Origin of the sequence: Pseudomonas rustica, from assembly GCF_018336155.1 — a bacterium.
GTDB classification, from domain to species: domain Bacteria; phylum Pseudomonadota; class Gammaproteobacteria; order Pseudomonadales; family Pseudomonadaceae; genus Aquipseudomonas; species Aquipseudomonas rustica.
In genome coordinates this window covers 220,025-238,325 of record NZ_JAGYHF010000005.1, presented here as the reverse complement: position 1 = coordinate 238,325, position 18,301 = coordinate 220,025, and the positions used below count along the sequence as shown (strand labels likewise).

The 18,301-nt window shown below is 62.3% G+C and carries 20 protein-coding genes; all 20 read left to right on the top strand.

What is annotated here, in order from left to right; translation table 11 throughout:
• The first annotated feature begins 118 nt into the window (after positions 1-118).
• Positions 119-844: a beta-ketoacyl synthase chain length factor gene (locus KFS80_RS11410; RefSeq protein WP_212544855.1), complete on the top strand. Its 726-nt coding sequence runs from the start codon at positions 119-121 to the stop codon at positions 842-844.
• The gene (locus tag KFS80_RS11405; protein WP_053116688.1) at positions 820-1,632 is read left to right on the top strand and encodes a lysophospholipid acyltransferase family protein; all 813 of its coding nucleotides are present in this window, start codon (positions 820-822) and stop codon (positions 1,630-1,632) included. Before KFS80_RS11410 ends, KFS80_RS11405 begins: the two co-directional genes overlap by 25 nt.
• On the top strand, positions 1,610-1,885 hold the full coding sequence (locus tag KFS80_RS11400; protein WP_053116687.1) for a phosphopantetheine-binding protein: 276 nt from the start codon (positions 1,610-1,612) through the stop codon (positions 1,883-1,885). Before KFS80_RS11405 ends, KFS80_RS11400 begins: the two co-directional genes overlap by 23 nt.
• A 9-nt stretch (positions 1,886-1,894) precedes the next feature.
• The gene (locus KFS80_RS11395) at positions 1,895-2,149 is read left to right on the top strand and encodes an acyl carrier protein (RefSeq protein ID WP_053116686.1); all 255 of its coding nucleotides are present in this window, start codon (positions 1,895-1,897) and stop codon (positions 2,147-2,149) included.
• A complete protein-coding gene (locus KFS80_RS11390; RefSeq protein WP_159811654.1) occupies positions 2,146-2,691 on the top strand; it encodes a COG4648 family protein in 546 nt (181 codons plus the stop codon). Before KFS80_RS11395 ends, KFS80_RS11390 begins: the two co-directional genes overlap by 4 nt.
• Positions 2,688-4,367, top strand: coding sequence for an acyl-CoA synthetase family protein (locus KFS80_RS11385; protein WP_212544854.1), 1,680 nt, complete (start codon positions 2,688-2,690; stop codon positions 4,365-4,367). The genes KFS80_RS11390 and KFS80_RS11385 overlap by 4 nt, the downstream gene beginning before the upstream one ends.
• A gap of 77 nt (positions 4,368-4,444) precedes the next feature.
• Positions 4,445-5,179, top strand: a complete 735-nt coding sequence (locus KFS80_RS11380) for a glycosyltransferase family 2 protein (RefSeq protein ID WP_212544853.1) — start codon at positions 4,445-4,447, stop codon at positions 5,177-5,179.
• Positions 5,176-6,123, top strand: a complete 948-nt coding sequence (locus KFS80_RS11375; protein ID WP_053116682.1) for an LpxL/LpxP family acyltransferase — start codon at positions 5,176-5,178, stop codon at positions 6,121-6,123. The genes KFS80_RS11380 and KFS80_RS11375 overlap by 4 nt, the downstream gene beginning before the upstream one ends.
• Positions 6,104-7,648, top strand: coding sequence for an HAL/PAL/TAL family ammonia-lyase (locus KFS80_RS11370; RefSeq protein ID WP_212544852.1), 1,545 nt, complete (start codon positions 6,104-6,106; stop codon positions 7,646-7,648). Before KFS80_RS11375 ends, KFS80_RS11370 begins: the two co-directional genes overlap by 20 nt.
• Entirely contained in the window at positions 7,641-8,066 is a 426-nt protein-coding gene (locus KFS80_RS11365; protein WP_212544851.1) for an acyl-CoA thioesterase, read from the top strand. The genes KFS80_RS11370 and KFS80_RS11365 overlap by 8 nt, the downstream gene beginning before the upstream one ends.
• A complete protein-coding gene (locus KFS80_RS11360) occupies positions 8,063-8,665 on the top strand; it encodes an outer membrane lipoprotein carrier protein LolA (protein WP_212544850.1) in 603 nt (200 codons plus the stop codon). Before KFS80_RS11365 ends, KFS80_RS11360 begins: the two co-directional genes overlap by 4 nt.
• Positions 8,649-10,988, top strand: coding sequence for an MMPL family transporter (locus KFS80_RS11355; protein ID WP_212544849.1), 2,340 nt, complete (start codon positions 8,649-8,651; stop codon positions 10,986-10,988). Before KFS80_RS11360 ends, KFS80_RS11355 begins: the two co-directional genes overlap by 17 nt.
• Complete coding sequence (locus KFS80_RS11350; protein ID WP_212544848.1) at positions 10,985-12,148, top strand: cation:proton antiporter; 1,164 nt, start codon at positions 10,985-10,987, stop codon at positions 12,146-12,148. Before KFS80_RS11355 ends, KFS80_RS11350 begins: the two co-directional genes overlap by 4 nt.
• Positions 12,135-13,382: an NAD(P)/FAD-dependent oxidoreductase gene (locus KFS80_RS11345; RefSeq protein ID WP_212544847.1), complete on the top strand. Its 1,248-nt coding sequence runs from the start codon at positions 12,135-12,137 to the stop codon at positions 13,380-13,382. Before KFS80_RS11350 ends, KFS80_RS11345 begins: the two co-directional genes overlap by 14 nt.
• Entirely contained in the window at positions 13,379-14,104 is a 726-nt protein-coding gene (locus tag KFS80_RS11340) for a class I SAM-dependent methyltransferase (protein WP_212544846.1), read from the top strand. Before KFS80_RS11345 ends, KFS80_RS11340 begins: the two co-directional genes overlap by 4 nt.
• Positions 14,104-14,700 (top strand): hypothetical protein, encoded by a 597-nt coding sequence (locus tag KFS80_RS11335; RefSeq protein WP_218959260.1) that lies wholly within the window; start codon positions 14,104-14,106, stop codon positions 14,698-14,700. The genes KFS80_RS11340 and KFS80_RS11335 overlap by 1 nt, the downstream gene beginning before the upstream one ends.
• Positions 14,697-15,893: a beta-ketoacyl-[acyl-carrier-protein] synthase family protein gene (locus KFS80_RS11330; protein ID WP_212544845.1), complete on the top strand. Its 1,197-nt coding sequence runs from the start codon at positions 14,697-14,699 to the stop codon at positions 15,891-15,893. The genes KFS80_RS11335 and KFS80_RS11330 overlap by 4 nt, the downstream gene beginning before the upstream one ends.
• The gene (locus KFS80_RS11325) at positions 15,890-16,354 is read left to right on the top strand and encodes a hotdog family protein (protein ID WP_212544844.1); all 465 of its coding nucleotides are present in this window, start codon (positions 15,890-15,892) and stop codon (positions 16,352-16,354) included. The genes KFS80_RS11330 and KFS80_RS11325 overlap by 4 nt, the downstream gene beginning before the upstream one ends.
• Positions 16,347-17,075, top strand: a complete 729-nt coding sequence (locus KFS80_RS11320) for a 3-ketoacyl-ACP reductase FabG2 (protein ID WP_212544843.1) — start codon at positions 16,347-16,349, stop codon at positions 17,073-17,075. The genes KFS80_RS11325 and KFS80_RS11320 overlap by 8 nt, the downstream gene beginning before the upstream one ends.
• Positions 17,075-18,301, top strand: coding sequence for a beta-ketoacyl-ACP synthase (locus tag KFS80_RS11315; RefSeq protein WP_212544842.1), 1,227 nt, complete (start codon positions 17,075-17,077; stop codon positions 18,299-18,301). The genes KFS80_RS11320 and KFS80_RS11315 overlap by 1 nt, the downstream gene beginning before the upstream one ends.

The window sequence follows — 18,301 nt, the reverse complement described above, 5'->3', positions numbered from 1 at the left end:
TTTGCTACACGCCCGTCGCACCGGGATAATGCGCGCCACCCGGCGCCAAGCGCCACGCCAAGTCCGCTGCGGCTTTAGTGGCTAAATGCGTCAACAAAAGCCCGCAGGGGCGGGATGAATGTCCGTGATCAACTTCAACATCGCCCAATGGCGCGCGTGGGCTCCCGGGCTCGACAGCGTGGACGCCTGGCAAGCCTGGAGCCGACAACCGGTCGTGATTCAGAGCAGTGATGCCGCGCCCGATGTGTCGTTTTTACCGGCCATGCAGCGGCGCCGTCTCAGTCGACTGGCGCGGATGGCGTTCAGCGTTGGCTGGCCACTCGCCGACGGGCGGGAAAACCTGCCGCTGGTGTTTGTCTCGCGCCACGGCGAAACCCCGCGCACGTACGAAATTCTCAGCGATCTGGCCACCGACCAGCCGCTATCCCCCACCCAGTTCAGCCTGTCAGTGCATAACGCGATCATCGGTCTGTGGTCGATCATGCGCGGCGAAACCAGCGAAATGACCGCCCTCGCCGCAGCGGGCGACGGTCTCGAACACGGCATGCTCGAAGCGGCGGCACTACTGAATGAAGGCGCCCCGGCCGTGTTGCTGGTGATCACCGAGGAACAACCGCCGCAAGCCTATTCGCAGTGGATTGATGACGTGCCGTTCCCTTACGCGCTCGGCCTGCTGCTCACCCCCGGTACCGACTGGCGGCTGACCCTGAACAGCACCCCGCAAGCACTGTCCAAATCGGACTGGCCCCACGCGCTCAATCTGTTGCGTACCCTGCTCGGCCAGCAAACCCTTTGCCAACATGCCTGGAAAAATCGTGTATGGACCTGGCAACGCAACCCGTGACCGAGAAAAACCGCGACGCCTATTACTGGCGGTTGCTGGCCACCGCCGCAAGCTTCGCCCTGTTCGGGCTCGGCGGGCTGTGCCTGCGTCTGGTGGTATTCCCGATTCTCGGCTGCCTGCCCGGCGACGCGCTGGTTCATCGCCAGCGTGCGCGACAGATGGTCAGTCGCCTGTTCTGGTTTTTTGTGCAGTTCATGGCCCGCACCGGCGTGCTGACCTACGACATTCAAGGCGCCGAACGCCTCGGCCGACCGGGGCAAATGATCATCGCCAACCATCCGTCGCTGATCGACGTGGTGTTTCTGATCGGCCTGGTGCGCCAGGCCAATTGCGTGGTGAAGAAAAGCCTGTGGGAAAACCCCTTCACCCGTGGCCCGCTGCGCCGTACCGAATACATCAGTAATGACGGCAGCATGGACATGCTCGACGCCGCCGCAGAATCATTGCAAAGCGGCCAGAGCCTGATCATTTTCCCCGAAGGCACCCGCACTCAGCCGGGCCAGCCGCCTGCCTTTCATCGGGGCGCCGCAGCCATTGCCCTGCGCGGGGCGAAAATCCTCACACCCGTGATCATCAAGGTCAACCCGACCACCCTGACCAAAGCCGAGCCGTGGTATCGCATCCCGCGCCGTCGTGTGCACTTCAGTTTTCGGGTCGGGGCCGATATAGATCCACAGACCTTCGCCGCGCAGGGGCCCGCCCCGCAAGCCTCGCGCAAGCTCAACGATTATTTGCATTCTTACTTTATCAAGGAGCTCGCCGAAGATGAGCGAACTGAACACCCCTAGCCTGGTGCGTGACATCAAACTGCTGATCATCGACGCCCTCGGCCTCGAAGACATCAGCGCCGACGACATCGGTGACGAACAAACGCTGTTCGGTGAAGGCCTGGGCCTGGATTCCGTCGACGCGCTGGAATTGGGTCTGGCGATCCAGAAAAAGTACGGCATCAAAATCGACGCCGACGCCAAAGACACCCGCAACCATTTCACCAACGTGGCGAGCCTTGCGGCCTTCGTCACGGCAAAACAGGCAGCTTGAGACCGGACCATGCAAACTCGTGACGACATTTTCAACACCCTGCGCGATGCCTTGGTCGAGCTGTTCGAACTGGATCCGGCCCGCGTGAGCCTGGATTCCAATCTGTATCAGGATCTGGAAATCGACAGCATCGACGCGGTCGATCTGATCGATCACATCAAGCGCCAGACCGGCAAGAAAATCGCCGCCGAAGAATTCAAGACCGTGCGCACCGTCGGTGACGTGGTCGAGGCGGTTTACCGTCTGGTTCAACCGGCCGCATGAGCCGATTGATCGGCCTGGGCCTGCTGCTGGCCGGTCTGCTGTACCCCTTTGCGGTGTATTTCGGCATGGAGCACTTCGCCCCGTGGCAGTTCGGTCTGCTGCTGGGCGGCTTGTGGCTCGCGCGCGCCCTGACCGGCGAGCGCAAACCCGGCAGCCTGTGGATGGCTTGCGTGGCGATCGTGTTCTGCCTGTTGCTGGCGCTGTTCGACAGCCCGCTGTTGCTGCGCTGGTACCCGGTGCTGATCAGCGGTTTCATGCTGGTGCTGTTCAGCCTGAGCCTGAAATACGGGCCGCCGATGGTCGAGCGACTGGCGCGGTTGCGTGAGCCAGAGCTGCCGGACATCGCAATTCGCTACACACGCAAGGTCACCGTGGCCTGGAGCGTGTTTTTCTTTTGCAACGGTTTGTGCGCCGCCCTCCTGACCCTGTGGGCGCCGCTGAATTGGTGGATGTTGTACACCGGCCTGATCTCCTACGGATTGATCGGCCTGATGTTTGCCATTGAATGGCTGATACGACAACGGGTAAGAGGCCGTACATGAACTGGATAAAACTTGAGCAGTTGTTGCTCAAGGCCCTGCCGGCGCGGGCGATTTGCGCTGCGCCGGCACTCGATCACGCGCAACTGTGCGAACAGGCGCTGAGCGTTGCCGCCGGCCTGCAAGCGCAGGGCGTGAAGCGCCTCGCCGTGCATCTGGAGGATGCCGCCGATCTCGCCATCGCCCTGCTCGGAGCGTGGCGCGCCGGCGTCAGCGTGTTGTTGCCGTCGGACTTGCAACCGCAAACTCGCCAGCGCTGGTCGAGCGAAGTCGATCTGTGGCTGACCGATCACGCCGAAGACGCGCACCTGACTGACTTTCAGCAGCCGGCATTGCCCGCTGCGGCGCTGGATCTCGATCATTGTCAGCTGAGCCTGTGCACCTCCGGCTCCAGCGGCGAACCCAAGCGTATCGACAAAACCCTGCGCCAACTGGCCAATGAAGTTGAAGCGCTGGAGCAACTGTGGGGCGTGGATCTTGCTGAAGCCTGCATCATCGGCAGCGTCGCCACTCAACACATCTATGGTTTGCTGTTTCGCGTGTTGTGGCCGCTGTGCGCCGGGCGCCCGTTTGTGCGCAAGCAACTGGCCTTCCCGGAAGACATGCAGCGCGCCAGCCGCGAACATCCGACCTTCGCCTGGGTCGCGAGCCCGGCGCTGCTCAAGCGCATGGGCGACAACCTTGATTGGCCAGCGCTCAGTGCCGTGCGCCGAGTGTTTTCCTCCGGTGGAGCGTTGCCGTTTGAGGCTGCGCAAAGTCTGCAACAACGCTTGCAGCAATGGCCGACGGAAATCCTCGGCAGCTCGGAAACCGGCGGCATTGCCTGGCGTCAGGGTGAACAACTGTGGCAACCGTTCGCCGGTGTCCAATTGAGTCAAGACAGCGAGGGCGCGCTGTTGATCGCTTCGCCTTATCTGCCTGCCGGCCATGTCGAACACACCGCCGACGCGGCGCGCATTGCTGCCGATGGTCGTTTCGAGTTGTTGGGACGGCTGGATCGCATCGTTAAACTCGAAGAAAAACGCATCTCTCTGCCGATGCTGGAACAGGCCTTGGTCGCTCACGACTGGGTTGCCGAAGCGCGGCTTGGCGTGGTGCAGGAAAACCGCGCGTCCCTTGGGGCCCTGCTGGTGCTCAGCGATTCGGGGTTGTTTGCGTTGCGTGAACATGGCCGCCGCAGCCTCACCGAAACTTTGCGCCAGCATTTGCGCCAACACTGTGAAGCTCTGGCCCTGCCGCGGCGCTGGCGGTTGGTGCGGCAATTGCCGTTGAACAGCCAGGGCAAACTGCCCCAGGCCGAGGTTGAAGCACTGTTGATGGCGCCGCGTCCGAAAGCGCCGGAAGTGCTGTCGCAGGTCGAGATTGAGGGTGAATGGAGTTTGCAACTGAGCGTGCCGCCGGATCTGGCTTATTTCAGCGGCCACTTCCCCAAGGCACCGGTGTTGCCGGGCGTGGTGCAGGTGGAATGGGCGCTGAACCTTGGGCGGCAATTGCTGAATCTGAACGGGCCATTTGCCGGGATGGAAGTGCTGAAGTTTCAGCAACTGGTGCGGCCGGGGGATGAAATTCAGCTGCACCTGCGTTTTGATCCGGAGCGCAGCAAGTTGTATTTCGCTTATCGCAATGACACCGCCACCTGCTCCAGTGGGCGGATTCTTTTGGGTGTAGAGCATGATTGACCTTGGTGAGTGCTGCGCACTCAATCGCGAGCAGGCTCGCTCCTACAGGGATCGCGGTTTTCCAATGGAGAACTGTTATGCATAACCCTTGCGCCGTGATCCCGGTTTATAACCACGAATCTGCGATAGGCACCGTGGTCGATGCTCTGCTCGCGCAAGATCTACCATGCATTCTGGTCGACGACGCCAGCAAGCCCTCCTGCGCAAAAGTCCTCGATGCTCTGGCCGAACGCGACAACGTGCATCTGGTGCGCCTGACCGCCAACCAAGGCAAGGGCGGTGCGGTGATGACCGGTCTGCGTGAAGCCGCGCTGCTGGGTTTCACCCATGCCTTGCAGGTCGACGCCGATGGCCAGCACGACTTGCACGACGTCGCCCGCTTCGTTGAAGAATCCCGCGCACATCCCAACGCCATGATCTGCGGCTATCCGCTGTTCGACGAAAGCGTGCCCAAGGGCCGGTTGTACGCGCGCTACCTGACCCACGTCATGGTGTGGATCAATACGCTGTCGCTGCAAATCCGCGACTCGATGTGCGGCTTTCGCGTCTATCCGCTGACCCCGACGCTGGCGGTGATCGACTCAAGAAAAGTCGGCAAACGCATGGATTTCGACTCGGATATTCTCGTCCGCCTGGCGTGGCGTAATCAGCCGATGCGCTGGCTGCAAACCAGCGTGCATTACCCGCTCGACGGCGTGTCGCACTTCCGCCTGCTCCACGACAACGCGCTGATTTCGAGCATGCACACACGGCTGTTCTTCGGCATGTTGCTGCGTTTCCCGGTGATCCTCTGGCGACGGTGGCGCGCATGACCGGCGAAACCGACAAGAAGCACTGGGCCGACCGCGAAGAACGCGGCAGCTTCCTGCTGATGAAATTCACCGCGTTCGCCGCCAAAGTCCTCGGTCGACGCCTGCTCAGCCCGTTGCTCTACGGCATCGTTTTGTACTTTTTCCTGTTCGGTCGCACCGCGCGGCGCAGTGCCTGGCAATTCCAGCAACGTCTGGCCGAGTGGAGCCAGCGCGATGACTTGCGCCCAAGCCACTGGCGCGTGTTCAGTCAGTTCATGGCGTTCGCCGACTCCATGCTCGACAAACTCGACGTGTGGAACGGCAAGCTCAGCATTGAACAGATCGAAATCATCGACCCGGCGCTGCTGCGTAATCAGTTGCGCGGCACACGCGGGCAACTGCTGGTCGGCGCGCATCTGGGCAATCTCGAAGTCTGCCGCGCACTGGCGGAGATCGGCGAAAAAGTCACCATGAACGTGCTGGTGCACACCAAGCACGCCGAGCAATTCAACCGTTTGCTGGGCGAGGCTGGAGCGACCAATCTGCGCCTGATTCAGGTCAGCGAACTCGACCCGGTGATCATGCTGCAACTGCACGAACGTCTTGAGCGCGGCGAGTGGCTGGCGATTGCCGGCGACCGCGTGCCGCTGCACGGCGGACGCAGTGTGACCGTCGATTTTCTCGGTCACCCGGCGCCGTTTCCGCAAGGTCCGTGGCTGCTGGCCGGCCTGCTGAAATGCCCGGTCAATCTGCTGATGTGCCTGAAACAAGCGGACGGTCACTATCGCCTGACCCTCGAACCGTTCGCCGACGCGGTAACGTGGAAGCGCAGCGAGCGCGAGCAGGTCATTCATCAGTGGGCCACCCGCTATGCCCAGCGCCTGAGTCACTATTGCCTCGAAGCACCGCGCCAATGGTTCAACTTTTACCCTTTCTGGAAGACCGATGACGACGCCAACCCATGAGCCGGTAACCTTCGGCGAACGCCCTTTGCGCATCGAAGACGTGCTGGCCCTGGCCAATCGTCAGGCGCCCGTGCAGTTGCAGAGCGACCCTGAGTATCGCGAGCGCATCGCCAAAGGCGCGCGGTTCCTCGATTCGCTGCTGGACAAGGAAGGAGTGATTTACGGCGTGACCACCGGCTACGGTGATTCCTGCGTGGTCGCGGTGCCGCTGCATCACGTAGAAGCGTTGCCGCGTCATCTCTACACGTTCCACGGTTGCGGCCTCGGCAAACTGCTCGACGCGCAAGCAACCCGCGCGGTGTTGGCGGCGCGTTTGCAGTCGTTGTGCCACGGCGTTTCCGGGGTGCGCGTGGAACTGCTCGAGCGTCTGCACGCGTTCCTCGAATACGACATCCTGCCGCTGATTCCTGAAGAAGGTTCGGTCGGCGCCAGCGGCGATCTGACCCCTCTGTCCTACGTTGCCGCGACACTTTCCGGCGAGCGTGAAGTGATGTTCCGTGGCGAACGCCGTCAGGCTGCCGATGTGCATCGCGAACTCGGCTGGACACCTTTGGTGCTGCGCCCGAAAGAAGCCTTGGCGCTGATGAACGGCACCGCCGTGATGACCGGCCTCGCCTGCCTCGCCTTCGCCCGCGCCGATTATCTGCTGCAACTGGCCACACGGATCACCGCGCTCAACGTCGTCGCGCTGCAAGGCAATCCGGAGCATTTCGACGAACGTCTGTTCGCCGCCAAACCGCATCCGGGACAAATGCAGGTTGCCGCGTGGCTGCGCAAGGATCTGGCGATCGACGCACCGACGGCGCCACTGCATCGCTTGCAGGATCGCTACTCGCTGCGCTGCGCCCCGCACGTGCTCGGCGTGTTGGCCGACAGCCTGAACTGGTTGCGATCGTTCATTGAAATCGAACTGAACAGCGCTAACGACAACCCGATCATCGACGCCGAAGCCGAGCGCGTTTTGCACGGCGGGCACTTCTACGGCGGTCACATTGCGTTCGCAATGGACAGCCTGAAAAACCTCGTGGCCAACGTCGCCGACCTGCTCGACCGGCAACTCGCGCTGCTGGTCGACGAACGCTACAACCATGGTTTGCCGAGCAACCTGTCCGGCGCGCCGGCGGATCGCGCGATGCTCAACCATGGCTTCAAGGCTGTGCAGATCGGCACCAGCGCCTGGACCGCCGAAGCGCTGAAAAACACCATGCCGGCCAGCGTGTTCTCGCGCTCCACCGAGTGCCACAACCAAGACAAAGTGAGCATGGGCACCATCGCCGCCCGCGATGCGATTCGCGTGCTGGAGCTGACCGAACAAGTCGCCGCCGCCACTCTGCTCGCCGCCAATCAAGGCGTGTGGTTGCGCGCTCAGGCCGAAGACGCACGACCGCTGCCACCGTCGCTGGCGGCAATGCACGAAGAGTTGGCCAAAGACTTCCCGCCGGTCATTGAGGATCGTGCGCTGGAAGGCGAACTGCGCCTGTGCCTGCAACGCATCGCCGCACAACACTGGAGGCTGCATGCGTAGCGCCGGAGTGCTTCACGCGGACACCGAAATCCTTGTGCCGTTTTTTGACGTCGACACCATGCACGTGGTTTGGCACGGCCATTACGTCAAGTATCTGGAAGTGGCGCGCTGCGCGCTACTGGACAAAATCGGCCACAACTACACGCACATGGTCGAGTCCGGTTTCGCCTGGCCGATCATCGACCTGCAACTGCGCTACGTGCGTGGCGCGGTGTTTGGGCAGCGCCTGAATGTGCGCGCCAGTCTGGTCGAATGGGAAAACCGTCTGAAGATCAATTACCTGATCACCGACCTGCACAGCGGCGAACGCCTGACTCGCGCCAGCTCGGTGCAGGTCGCCGTCGAAGTCAGCAGCCGCGAAATGCAGCTGGCTTCACCGAGAGTCTTCACCGACGCCGTGGAAAGGATGCTGCGATGAATGTTTTTGTGAAAAGCCTGAGCGTAGTGGCGCTGCTGACCATGTCAGCGCTGGCCAACGCCTTCGACCTGCAACAACTCAGCGAACAACTGGCGAAACCGGACGTGATCCATGGCCAGTTCATTCAGGAAAAACACCTGCGCGCCCTGCCGCAACCGCTGATCAGCAAGGGCAGTTTTGTGCTGGCGAAAAATCACGGCCTGCTCTGGCTACTAAAAACCCCGCTGCAGCAGGACTACCGCATCACCGCCAACGGCATCGCCCGCCGCGACGACAATGGCTGGCAAATGCTGCCAAACAAGAGCGCCGGGGCCGATCAGAACCGGCTGTTTCTCGCGGTGCTGCAAGGTGACAGCAGCGGCCTGCAACGGGATTTCGAACTGGCCCTGAGCGGCGATGCGCAACAGTGGAAACTGTCGCTGACCCCGCGTTCGCTGCTGCTCAAGCAAGTGTTCAAACAGATCAACATCGACGGTGGCGCCTTGGTGCAAACCATCGAACTGCTGGAAACCCAGGGCGACAGCACCGTGCTGCGCATGCAGGACAGCAGCGCCGCCCAACCGCTGAGCGACACGGAGCAACATGACTTTGCCGAGTGAACGCAGGCTGCCCTGGCTGTTTCTGTTACTGCTGCTGGCAGTCGTTGCGCTGGCCGGTTGGCAGTGGCGCGACGGTGCGCCGCTGTCGGCGAACCTGATGGAACTGGTGCCCGGCACTAACCCGGACGCCCTCGAACTGCGCGCCGAACAGCGTATGCAGGAGCCGTTGAATCGCGAAATGCTGGTGCTGGTCGGCCACGCCGATCGCCAGCAAGCGGTCAACATGGCGCAGAGGCTCGGCGAGCAATGGCAGGCCAGCGGTCTGTTCGAGAAAGTGCAGTGGAACCTGCAAGCGGATCTGCCGGCGCTGCGCACGCAGTTGTTGCAAGGACGCCTGGCGATGCTCTCGGCGGACGATCAGCAACTGCTCACCGAACATCCCGATGTGTTTATTCATCAGCGAGTGCAGGCGCTGTTCGATCCGTTCAGCGGTTTCAGCCTGGTGCCGAGTCCGGACGATTGGCTGGGCCTGACCGGGCGTATCCAGAACAGCCAGCCGCAACACGGTTCGGTGCAACTCGACATCGGCAGCGGCGCGTTGATTGCCGATGCCGACGGCAAGAGCTGGGTGCTGCTGCGCGCGCGCACCACTGGCGACGCTTTCGACATGAACCTGCCGCTGAAAGTCGCGGATCTGCTGCAGCACAGCCGTGAACAAGCGGCGACAAATGACGTGCAATTGCTGGCGGCCAGCGGTCTGCTTTACGCGGCCAACGGTCAGCAACAAGCGACGCGCGAAATGACTTGGGTTGGCGGCGGGGCAACGGTCGGCATTCTGCTATTGCTGCTGCTGGCGTTTCGGCGCTGGCGTGTGCTGCTGGCATTTGTGCCAGTGTTGGTCGGCATGCTTTTCGGGGCTGTCGCGTGCGTGGCACTGTTCGGCCATATGCACGTGATGACGCTGGTGCTCGGCTCCAGTCTGATCGGCGTGGCGGTGGATTATCCGCTGCACTACCTGTCGAAGAGCTGGAGCCTGAAGCCGTGGCGCAGTTGGCCGGCCTTGCGCCTGACCCTGTCCGGGCTGACCTTGAGCCTGATCACCAGTGCCATCGGTTATCTGGCGCTGGCGTGGACACCGTTCCCGGCGCTGACGCAAATCGCCGTGTTCTCTGCCGCCGGGTTGCTCGGCGCTTATCTGTCAGCGGTGTGCCTGCTGCCGGCGCTGCTCAACAACCTCGAATTGCGTCCGGCGCAATGGCCGCTGACGCTTGCCGAGCGCTTGATCACGCTGCGGGAAAAACTCCTCGAACGCGTGCGCACGCCAGTGCTGTTGGCGCTGTTGATCGCCTTCTGTGTTGGCGGTCTGGTGCAGCTGCAAAGCAAGAACGACATTCGCCAATGGGTCGGCGCGCCGCAGCGTCTGACCGATGAGGCGCAGACCATCGCGCGCATCACCGGTTATCAGCCGACCAGCCAGTTTTTCCTCGTACGCGCCGCCGATCAGCAGCAATTGCTCGAGCGTCAGGCAGCGTTGAGCGAGCGTCTCGAGCAACTGGTCAACCTCGACAAGCTGCAAGGCTATCTGGCCCTCGATCAACTGGTCAGCCCGCCGAGCGAGCAAGAAAAAGTCCGCCAGGCGCTGAACCAACTGCCGCAATACTGGCAGCCGCTGCTCGAACTCGGCGTGCCGCTCGCCGCACTGCAAAGCGAGCTGCAACAGCTGCAAACCGTGCCAGCGGAAGATATCGACACCGCCCTCGCCGGCCCGCTCGGCGAACCTTATCGCACGCTCTGGCTCGGCCCGACCGAAGACGGCGTGGCGGCGATGACCAGCCTGCAAGGCCTGAACAATCCGGCACTGTTGCGCGTGCAGGCGCTGGATCTGCCGGGGGTGCAACTGGTCGATCGCCTCGGTGAATTAAACGACGTTTTCGCCGCCACGCAGATCAGCGCTGCGGAGCTGAAACTCGCCTCCTGCGCATTGATCGTGCTGGTGCTGATGCTGCCGTTCGGCCTCGGCGGTGCGCTGCGCATCGTCGCCCTGCCCTTGCTCGCGGCGCTGTGCAGTCTGGCCAGTCTTGGCTGGCTCGGTCAGCCGCTGACCCTGTTCAGCCTGTTCGGCCTGCTGCTGGTGACGGCGATCAGCGTCGACTACGCGATCCTTATGCGTGAACAGGTTGGCGGCGCCGCAGTGAGCCTGCTCGGCACCTTGCTGGCAGCGCTGACGACGTGGCTGTCGTTCGGTTTGCTCGCGGTTTCCAGCACACCGGCGGTGAGCAATTTCGGTTTGTCGGTAAGCCTTGGGCTGGCCTTCAGTTTCATGCTTGCACCGTGGGCCGGGCGTCACGCCCACACGGCAACGGTCGCGGAGTCGGCAGCGTGATGGTCGCCGGCTTTTGGCTGCTGGCCTTGGCGCTGTTCGCCGCGGCCACCCGTGTCGGTCGATATTTCGGCCTGATCCCGATTGTCAGCCAGTTGCTGCTGGCGAGCTTCGGCCTGCCGCTGCTGATGTACTTCTGGATCGAACCGGGCTGGCAATTGAGCGGTGCGGAACTGATCGCGCCGGAGTGGCTGAAAAACCTCTACAGCCTGAGTTTTGCCTTGCTGCTCGGGCACATCCTCAGTGATGTGATCGATCTGAAACTGGATCGGCAGAGCGTGAAAATCGCCCTGCCGAGTTTTCTCGTGCCATTCGTCTGCGGACTGGCGGCGGCTTATTGGTTGTTGCCGGCGCAACCGTGGCTCAACTCGCTGGTGATCGGCCTGGTGTTCGCAATTACTGCGATTCCGGTGCTGTACCTGTACTTGCGCCATATCGATTACCCGCCCGCCGCCACCCGGCGTCTGGTGCAAACCGCGATCCTCATCGATCTGACTTGCTGGACGCTGTTCGGCCTCGCTCAAGGCAGCCTGCACTTGAGCAGCCTGTTGCTGCCGCTGGGGCTTGCTTGTGTGCCGTTGATGCTGCGCCTGTTCGGTGTGCGTCGTCCGTTGACCTACAGCCTCGGTTTCTTCGCCCTGCTGGTGATGGCCGAGCATTACAAGCTCAACGCGCTGATTTTCGGCATCGGTTATTTGCTGTGCATGGCCGCGCTGAAGATCCCGTTGGTGCTGCCGTTGCCGGCGCGCTGGATGAACCGTTTGCAGACGTGGATCGCGATCCCGCTGATCCTCACCTTTGGCATTGTGCAGATCGACGTGCACAGCGCCCTCGCCAGCCTCGGCCCGCTGCAATGGGCGGCGCTGTTGCTGTTGCCGATTGCCAGTAAACTGCTCGGCAACTGGCTCGGCCTCGGCTGGGCAGGCGCCTCGTTTGAAGGCGCCAGCCGCTGGCGTGAAAGCGTACTGCTGAACATTCGTGGCCTGAGCGAAATCGTTTTTCTCAACTTGCTCCTGCAACAACAGCTCATCACTCCGGCGTTGTACTTCGCGCTGATGCTGATGGGGCTGATGGCGACGCTGCTGCCGGCGCTGATCGGCCTGCACCGTGCACCGCTGGACATCAAAAACCACCTGCCCCGGAGTTCACGTGCCAATCGTTGAAATGGAATCCCGTCAGGTCGTGATCATCGGCGCCGGCCCGTCCGGCGCCATCGCTGCTGCCCTGCTCAAACGCCAGGGCCACGATGTGCTGGTGATCGAACGCCAGCACTTTCCGCGCTTCTCCATCGGCGAAAGCCTGCTGTGCCACTGCCTCGATTTTGTCGAAGAAGCGGGCATGCTCGACGCGGTGAATGCCGCCGGATTCCAGCGCAAAAACGGTGCTGCTTTCGCCTGGGGCGAGCGCTACAGTGCCTTCGATTTCGGCGACACCTTTACCGACGGCAAGCCCACCACGTTCCAGGTGCAGCGCGCCGACTTCGACAAGTTGCTGGCCGACCAAGCCGCGCTGCAAGGTGTGGAAATCCGTTACGGCGATGCCATCGTCAGTGTCGATTTCGACCGGACGAAACCGCAGCTCGACGTGCGTCGCGAGGACGGCAGTGAATACCGCGTCGAAGCGGATTTCGTCCTAGATGCCAGCGGCTATGGCCGTGTGCTATCGCGACTGCTGGATCTGGAAGCACCGTCGAATTTTCCGGTGCGCCAAGCGGTGTTCACCCACGTTGAAGATCACATCGACAACCCGGCCTTCGACCGCGAAAAAATCCTCGTCACCACCCATCCCGAACATCGCGATGTCTGGTTCTGGACGATCCCGTTCAGCAACGGCCGCTGCTCGGTGGGCGTGGTCGCGGCCGAAGAACACTTCAAGGGCCGTGACAGCGATCTCGACGCCTGCCTGCGCAGCTTCATCGCTGAAACCCCGAGCCTTGCCGGCGTGCTGAACAACGCGGTGTGGGACACCCCGGCGCGCACCCTCGGCGGCTACGCGGCGAACGTGAAAACCCTGCACGGGCCGGGTTTTTCCTTGCTCGGCAACGCCGCCGAATTTCTCGACCCGGTGTTCTCATCCGGCGTGACCATCGCCATGCGTTCGGCGAGCATGGCCGCCGCCGTGCTGCACCGTCAGTTGCAAGGCGAGGCGGTCGACTGGCAACGCGAGTTCGCCGAACCGCTGAAACGCGGCGTCGACACGTTCCGCTGCTACGTCGAGGGCTGGTACGCCGGCACCTTTCAGGACGTGATTTTTTATGAAGACAGCCAGGCCGACATCCGCCGCATGATCAGCTCGATCCTCGCCGGTTACGCCTGGGACGAACGCAACCCGTTCGTCAGCGAAGCCCGCCGCCGCTTGAAGATGATTTCCGAACTCTGTGCAAAGGACGCCACATGAATTACTTGAGCGACAGCTACGTCGAGGAAACCCGCTTCGGTTTCTGGTTCCTGCGCAGCCACACCTGGCAGCACCATGTGTTGCGCGTGGCGATCAATGATTTGCGCGGACTGTTCAGCGAAGCGCTGCCGGAGCATCCGGTGCTGCTCGACGCCGGTTGCGGTCAGGGCAAGTCGTTCGGCCACCTGCGCCAGACCTTCGCCCCGCAGCGTTTGATCGGTGTTGACGCCGATCCGCACAGCCTGGAGTTGAGCGGCGAAGAGGCGGCGCGTCTGGGCCTCGATGTTGAGCTGATCGGCAGCGATTGCGCGACGCTGAATGTGCCGGACGCGAGTGTTGATCTGCTGTTCTGTCATCAGACCTTTCATCATCTGGTTGAACAGGAAAAAGCGCTGGCGGAGTTTTACCGGGTGCTGAAACCGGGCGGTTATCTGCTGTTTGCCGAATCCACCGAGGCTTACATTGATACCTGGGTGATTCGCTGGTTGTTCCGCCATCCGATGCACGTGCAGAAGAGTGCAGCGCAGTATTTAGAGATGATTCGCGGGCAAGGGTTTGAGTTTGCCGAGCGCAATGTGTCGTACCCGTATTTGTGGTGGAGCCGGTCGAAAGATTTTGGCTTGCTGGAGCGGTTTGGGGTGCTCAAACCGAAACCGTTCGGGCAGCGAGAGGAAACGCTGGTGAACTGTGTCGCGCGTAAGCCATTGCCAGAGGCTTCCTGATGTACCCCATTACCTGTAGGAGTGAGCCTGCTCGCGATAGCGGTGGGTCAGCTAACCTTTATTTTGAATGTATGACCGCTTTCGCGAGCAGGCTCGCTCCCACAGTGATCGCAGTGATGCGGATGGTGATGGTCGGCGCAATATTTCTGTTGAGCGGTTGCGCCAGCCATGCGCCGCTGCCGGCGGGCAACCCGACGTTGCCGCTGCCGTTGCAACTGCACATCGAACGTCAGCAAGCCGGGCAACGCCAGGACTGGCTGCTGGTGATCCAGCGCGAAGGCCCGGGTATTCGTTGGTCGATGATGGATCCGCTGGGTATTCCTCAGGCGCGCCAGCAATTGATCGACGGTCGCTGGCAGGCCGATGGTCTGCTGCCGCCGAACCCGGAGGCCCGCGAGCTGTTCGCCGCGCTATTGTTCGCCCTGACCCCGTCCGCCGAGCTGCTGCGCAATTACCCCTCTGCCCAACAGCAGACCGGGCAACGATCCCTGCCAGCGCGCTGGGACATCCGTTATTCACAACCGTTGAGCTTCGAATTGAACCTGCCCCAAGGCCCGCACTATCGCGTTTCTCCGCTCGGTGACTCGACGCCATGACCGCTTACCTGAATGCCCTCGGCGTGATTTGCGCGCTGGGCCGCGACAAGGCCGAAGTCGCGCGCAACCTGTTCGCCGGCGACTGCTCGGGTATGCGCCGCGAATCCGGCTGGGTGGCGGAGCGTGAATTGCCGGTGGCCGCTGTACACGGTGAATTGGCGCCGATCCCGCCAGCACTCGCCGATCAAAGCAGCCGCAACAATCAGTTGTTGCTGGAAGCGACACTGCAGATTCGCGATGACATCGATCAAGCGATCCAGACTTACGGCCGCGACCGCATCGGTGTGGTGCTCGGCACCAGCACCTCGGGCATCGACGAGGCCAGCCGTGGCCTGGCGCACTACATTCGCGAGCAGCAGTTCCCGGCCGAATACGATTACCGTCAGCAGGAACTTGGCGCACCAGCGAATTTCCTCGCCGACTGGCTGCAACTGAGCGGCCCGGCCTACGTGATCTCCACCGCTTGCACCTCCAGCGCTCGCGCCTTGATGAGTGCCCAGCGCCTGCTCGATCTGGGTTTGTGCGACGCGGTGTTGTGCGGCGGCGTCGACAGTTTGTGCAAGCTGACACTCAACGGTTTTTCGTCGCTGGAAGCGGTGTCGGACGAACGCTGCAATCCGTTCTCGGCCAACCGCAACGGCATCAATATCGGCGAGGCAGCCGTGTTGTTCGTGATGAGCAAACAAGCTCTCGACGGCCCGACCATTGCCCTGCTCGGCGCCGGCGCCAGCTCGGATGCGCACCATATTTCCGCGCCGGAGCCGAGCGGTCGCGGCGCCCTGCAAGCGATGCACAAAGCCCTGAACCGCGCGCATCTGCAAACCTCGCAAATCAGCTATCTGAACCTGCACGGCACCGCCACCCAACACAACGACGCCATGGAAAGTCTGGCCGTCGCCACGCTTTTTCCCGAAGGCGTCGCCTGTTCGTCGACCAAACCGATGACCGGCCACACCCTCGGCGCGGCCGGTGCGCTGGAAGCGGCGTTTTGCTGGCTGAGCCTGAGCGCCGACAACCCGGATCACGCGTTGCCGCCGCACGTCTGGGACGGCCAGGCCGATCCCGCGCTGCCAGCGCTGAAGTGGGTGACCGCCAGCGAACGCCTGACGTCCACTGCTCCCCGCTACCTGATGAGCAACTCGTTTGCCTTCGGCGGCAACAACGTCAGCCTGATTCTCGGAGACGCCCCATGACCGACTGGCCGCTCGCCGAACTGCTGCCCCATGCCGGCGACATGATTCTGATCGACAGCATCGAGCGCTTCGACGATGAGCAGATTTACACCCGCCTCACGGTCAAGTCCGAAGGCCTGTTCAACCTGCCCGACGGCAGCCTGCCGGCGTGGGTCGGCGTCGAACTGATGGCGCAAAGCGTCGCCGCGTTTGCCGGTTGCCACGCGCGACAAAAAGGTAATCCGGTGGAGCTGGGTTTTCTGCTCGGCACACGCAAATTCGAGTGCAATGTCGAGGCGTTCCCTGCCGGTACCGAGCTGACCATTCATGGCCTGCGCTCGCTGGAAGATGACAACGGTATGGGCGTCTTCGAATGCCATATCCACGGCGACGGCATTCATGCCAGCGCCCGGCTCAACGTGTTCCGCCCGCCCGAAGCCACTCAATATCTGCAACAGACAAAGGAGTCGAACGATGACTGAATTCGTACTGGTCACCGGCTCCAGCCGTGGCATCGGCCGCGCCATCGCCTTGCGCCTCGCGCAGGCCGGGCACGACATCGTCTTGCATTGCCGCAGCGGCGTGACCGAGGCGCAAGGCGTTCAGGCTGAAATCGAAGCGCTGGGGCGCACCGCGCGCATCCTGCAATTCGACGTCGCCGACCGCGAAACCTGCAAAGCCATTCTCGAAGCCGACGTCGAAACCCACGGTGCCTATTACGGCGTGGTGCTGAATGCCGGCCTGACCCGCGACGGCGCGTTTCCGGCGCTGAGCGACGACGATTGGGACGTGGTATTGCGCACCAACCTCGACGGTTTCTACAACGTTCTGCACCCGGTGATGATGCCGATGATCCGCCGCCGCGCCGCCGGTCGCATTGTCTGCATCACCTCGGTGTCGGGGCTGATCGGCAACCGTGGCCAGGTCAATTACAGCGCTTCCAAGGCTGGCGTGATCGGCGCAGCAAAGGCGTTGGCGATTGAGCTGGGCAAGCGCAAAATCACCGTTAACTGCGTCGCGCCGGGCCTGATCGATACGGCGATGCTCGACGAAAACGTGCCGCTGGAAGAACTGATGAAAATGATCCCCGCGCAACGCATGGGCACCCCTGAAGAGGTGGCCAGTGCGGTGAATTTCCTGATGTCGGCGGAAGCCTCGTACATCACCCGCCAGGTCTTGGCGGTCAACGGAGGCTTGTGCTGATGAAGCGCGTCGTCGTCACCGGCATGGCCGGCATCACTTCGCTGGGCAGCGACTGGCAGACCATCGCCGGTAATTTCGCGGCCAACCGCAGCGGCATTCGCCGGATGGACGAGTGGGATCGCTTCAGCGAACTCAACACGCGTCTGGCCGGGCCAATCGATGATTTCGTCGTGCCGGCGCACTGGACGCGCAAGCAGCTGCGCAGCATGGGCCGGGTTTCGCGACTGGCGGTCGGCGCGGCGGAAAAAGCCTTGGCCGATGCTGGCTTGCTCGGCGACGCGATGATCAAGGACGGCCGGATGGGCGTCGCTTGCGGCTCGTCGACCGGCAGCACCGACGAGATCAAAGCGTTCGGCAACATGCTGCTCAACTCGGTCGCCGAAGGCCTCAATGCCAACTCCTACGTGCGGATGATGCCGCACACCACCGCCGCGAATATCAGCATCTTCTTCGGCCTCACCGGGCGCTTGATCCCGACGTCCAGCGCCTGCACCAGCGGTAGCCAGGGCATCGGTTATGCCTACGAGGCGATCAAGTTTGGCCGTTTGCCGCTGATGCTTGCCGGCGGTGCCGAAGAACTTTGCCCGACCGAAGCGATGGTCTTCGATGCGCTCTACGCCACCAGCCTGAAAAACGATGCACCGCAGACCAGTCCGCGCCCGTATGACAAGGGCCGCGACGGTCTGGTGATCGGTGAAGGCGGCGGCATGCTGGTACTCGAGGAGCTGGAACACGCCCTCGCACGCGGTGCGCACATCCACGCCGAGATCGTCGGTTTCGGCAGCAACGCCGACGGCCAGCACACCACCCGCCCCGAGCAAGTGACCATGCGCCGCGCCATGGAGCTGGCGCTGGAAGACGCCGGGCTGACACCGGACGCCATCGGTTATGTAAATGGTCACGGCACGGCTACAGAACAGGGCGACATTGCCGAAACAATAGCCACCAGCAGTTTGTTCGGCGAACGCATGCCGATCAGCTCGCAGAAAAGTTTCCTCGGCCACACGCTGGGGGCCTGCGGGGCGCTGGAGTCGTGGTTCAGCATCGAAATGCTCAACCGCGACAAGTACGTGCACACGCTCAACCTCGACGAGGTCGATCCGCACTGCGGCAAGCTCGATTACCTGCGCGGCGAATTCCGCCAGATGCACCACGAGTTCGTGATGAACAACAATTTCGCTTTTGGTGGCGTCAACACCTCGTTGATTTTCCGCCGCTGGCACTGA

Bases quoted from the DNA above. Each gene is read 5' to 3' on its own strand.
- KFS80_RS11410 (WP_212544855.1), top strand. From the start codon at position 119: ATGTCCGTGATCAACTTCAACATCGCCCAATGGCGCGCGTGGGCTCCC.
- KFS80_RS11405 (WP_053116688.1), top strand. From the start codon at position 820: ATGGACCTGGCAACGCAACCCGTGACCGAGAAAAACCGCGACGCCTAT.
- KFS80_RS11400 (WP_053116687.1), top strand. From the start codon at position 1,610: ATGAGCGAACTGAACACCCCTAGCCTGGTGCGTGACATCAAACTGCTG.
- KFS80_RS11395 (WP_053116686.1), top strand. From the start codon at position 1,895: ATGCAAACTCGTGACGACATTTTCAACACCCTGCGCGATGCCTTGGTC.
- KFS80_RS11390 (WP_159811654.1), top strand. From the start codon at position 2,146: ATGAGCCGATTGATCGGCCTGGGCCTGCTGCTGGCCGGTCTGCTGTAC.
- KFS80_RS11385 (WP_212544854.1), top strand. From the start codon at position 2,688: ATGAACTGGATAAAACTTGAGCAGTTGTTGCTCAAGGCCCTGCCGGCG.
- KFS80_RS11380 (WP_212544853.1), top strand. From the start codon at position 4,445: ATGCATAACCCTTGCGCCGTGATCCCGGTTTATAACCACGAATCTGCG.
- KFS80_RS11375 (WP_053116682.1), top strand. From the start codon at position 5,176: ATGACCGGCGAAACCGACAAGAAGCACTGGGCCGACCGCGAAGAACGC.
- KFS80_RS11370 (WP_212544852.1), top strand. From the start codon at position 6,104: ATGACGACGCCAACCCATGAGCCGGTAACCTTCGGCGAACGCCCTTTG.
- KFS80_RS11365 (WP_212544851.1), top strand. From the start codon at position 7,641: ATGCGTAGCGCCGGAGTGCTTCACGCGGACACCGAAATCCTTGTGCCG.
- KFS80_RS11360 (WP_212544850.1), top strand. From the start codon at position 8,063: ATGAATGTTTTTGTGAAAAGCCTGAGCGTAGTGGCGCTGCTGACCATG.
- KFS80_RS11355 (WP_212544849.1), top strand. From the start codon at position 8,649: ATGACTTTGCCGAGTGAACGCAGGCTGCCCTGGCTGTTTCTGTTACTG.
- KFS80_RS11340 (WP_212544846.1), top strand. From the start codon at position 13,379: ATGAATTACTTGAGCGACAGCTACGTCGAGGAAACCCGCTTCGGTTTC.
- KFS80_RS11335 (WP_218959260.1), top strand. From the start codon at position 14,104: ATGTACCCCATTACCTGTAGGAGTGAGCCTGCTCGCGATAGCGGTGGG.
- KFS80_RS11330 (WP_212544845.1), top strand. From the start codon at position 14,697: ATGACCGCTTACCTGAATGCCCTCGGCGTGATTTGCGCGCTGGGCCGC.
- KFS80_RS11325 (WP_212544844.1), top strand. From the start codon at position 15,890: ATGACCGACTGGCCGCTCGCCGAACTGCTGCCCCATGCCGGCGACATG.
- KFS80_RS11320 (WP_212544843.1), top strand. From the start codon at position 16,347: ATGACTGAATTCGTACTGGTCACCGGCTCCAGCCGTGGCATCGGCCGC.
- KFS80_RS11315 (WP_212544842.1), top strand. From the start codon at position 17,075: ATGAAGCGCGTCGTCGTCACCGGCATGGCCGGCATCACTTCGCTGGGC.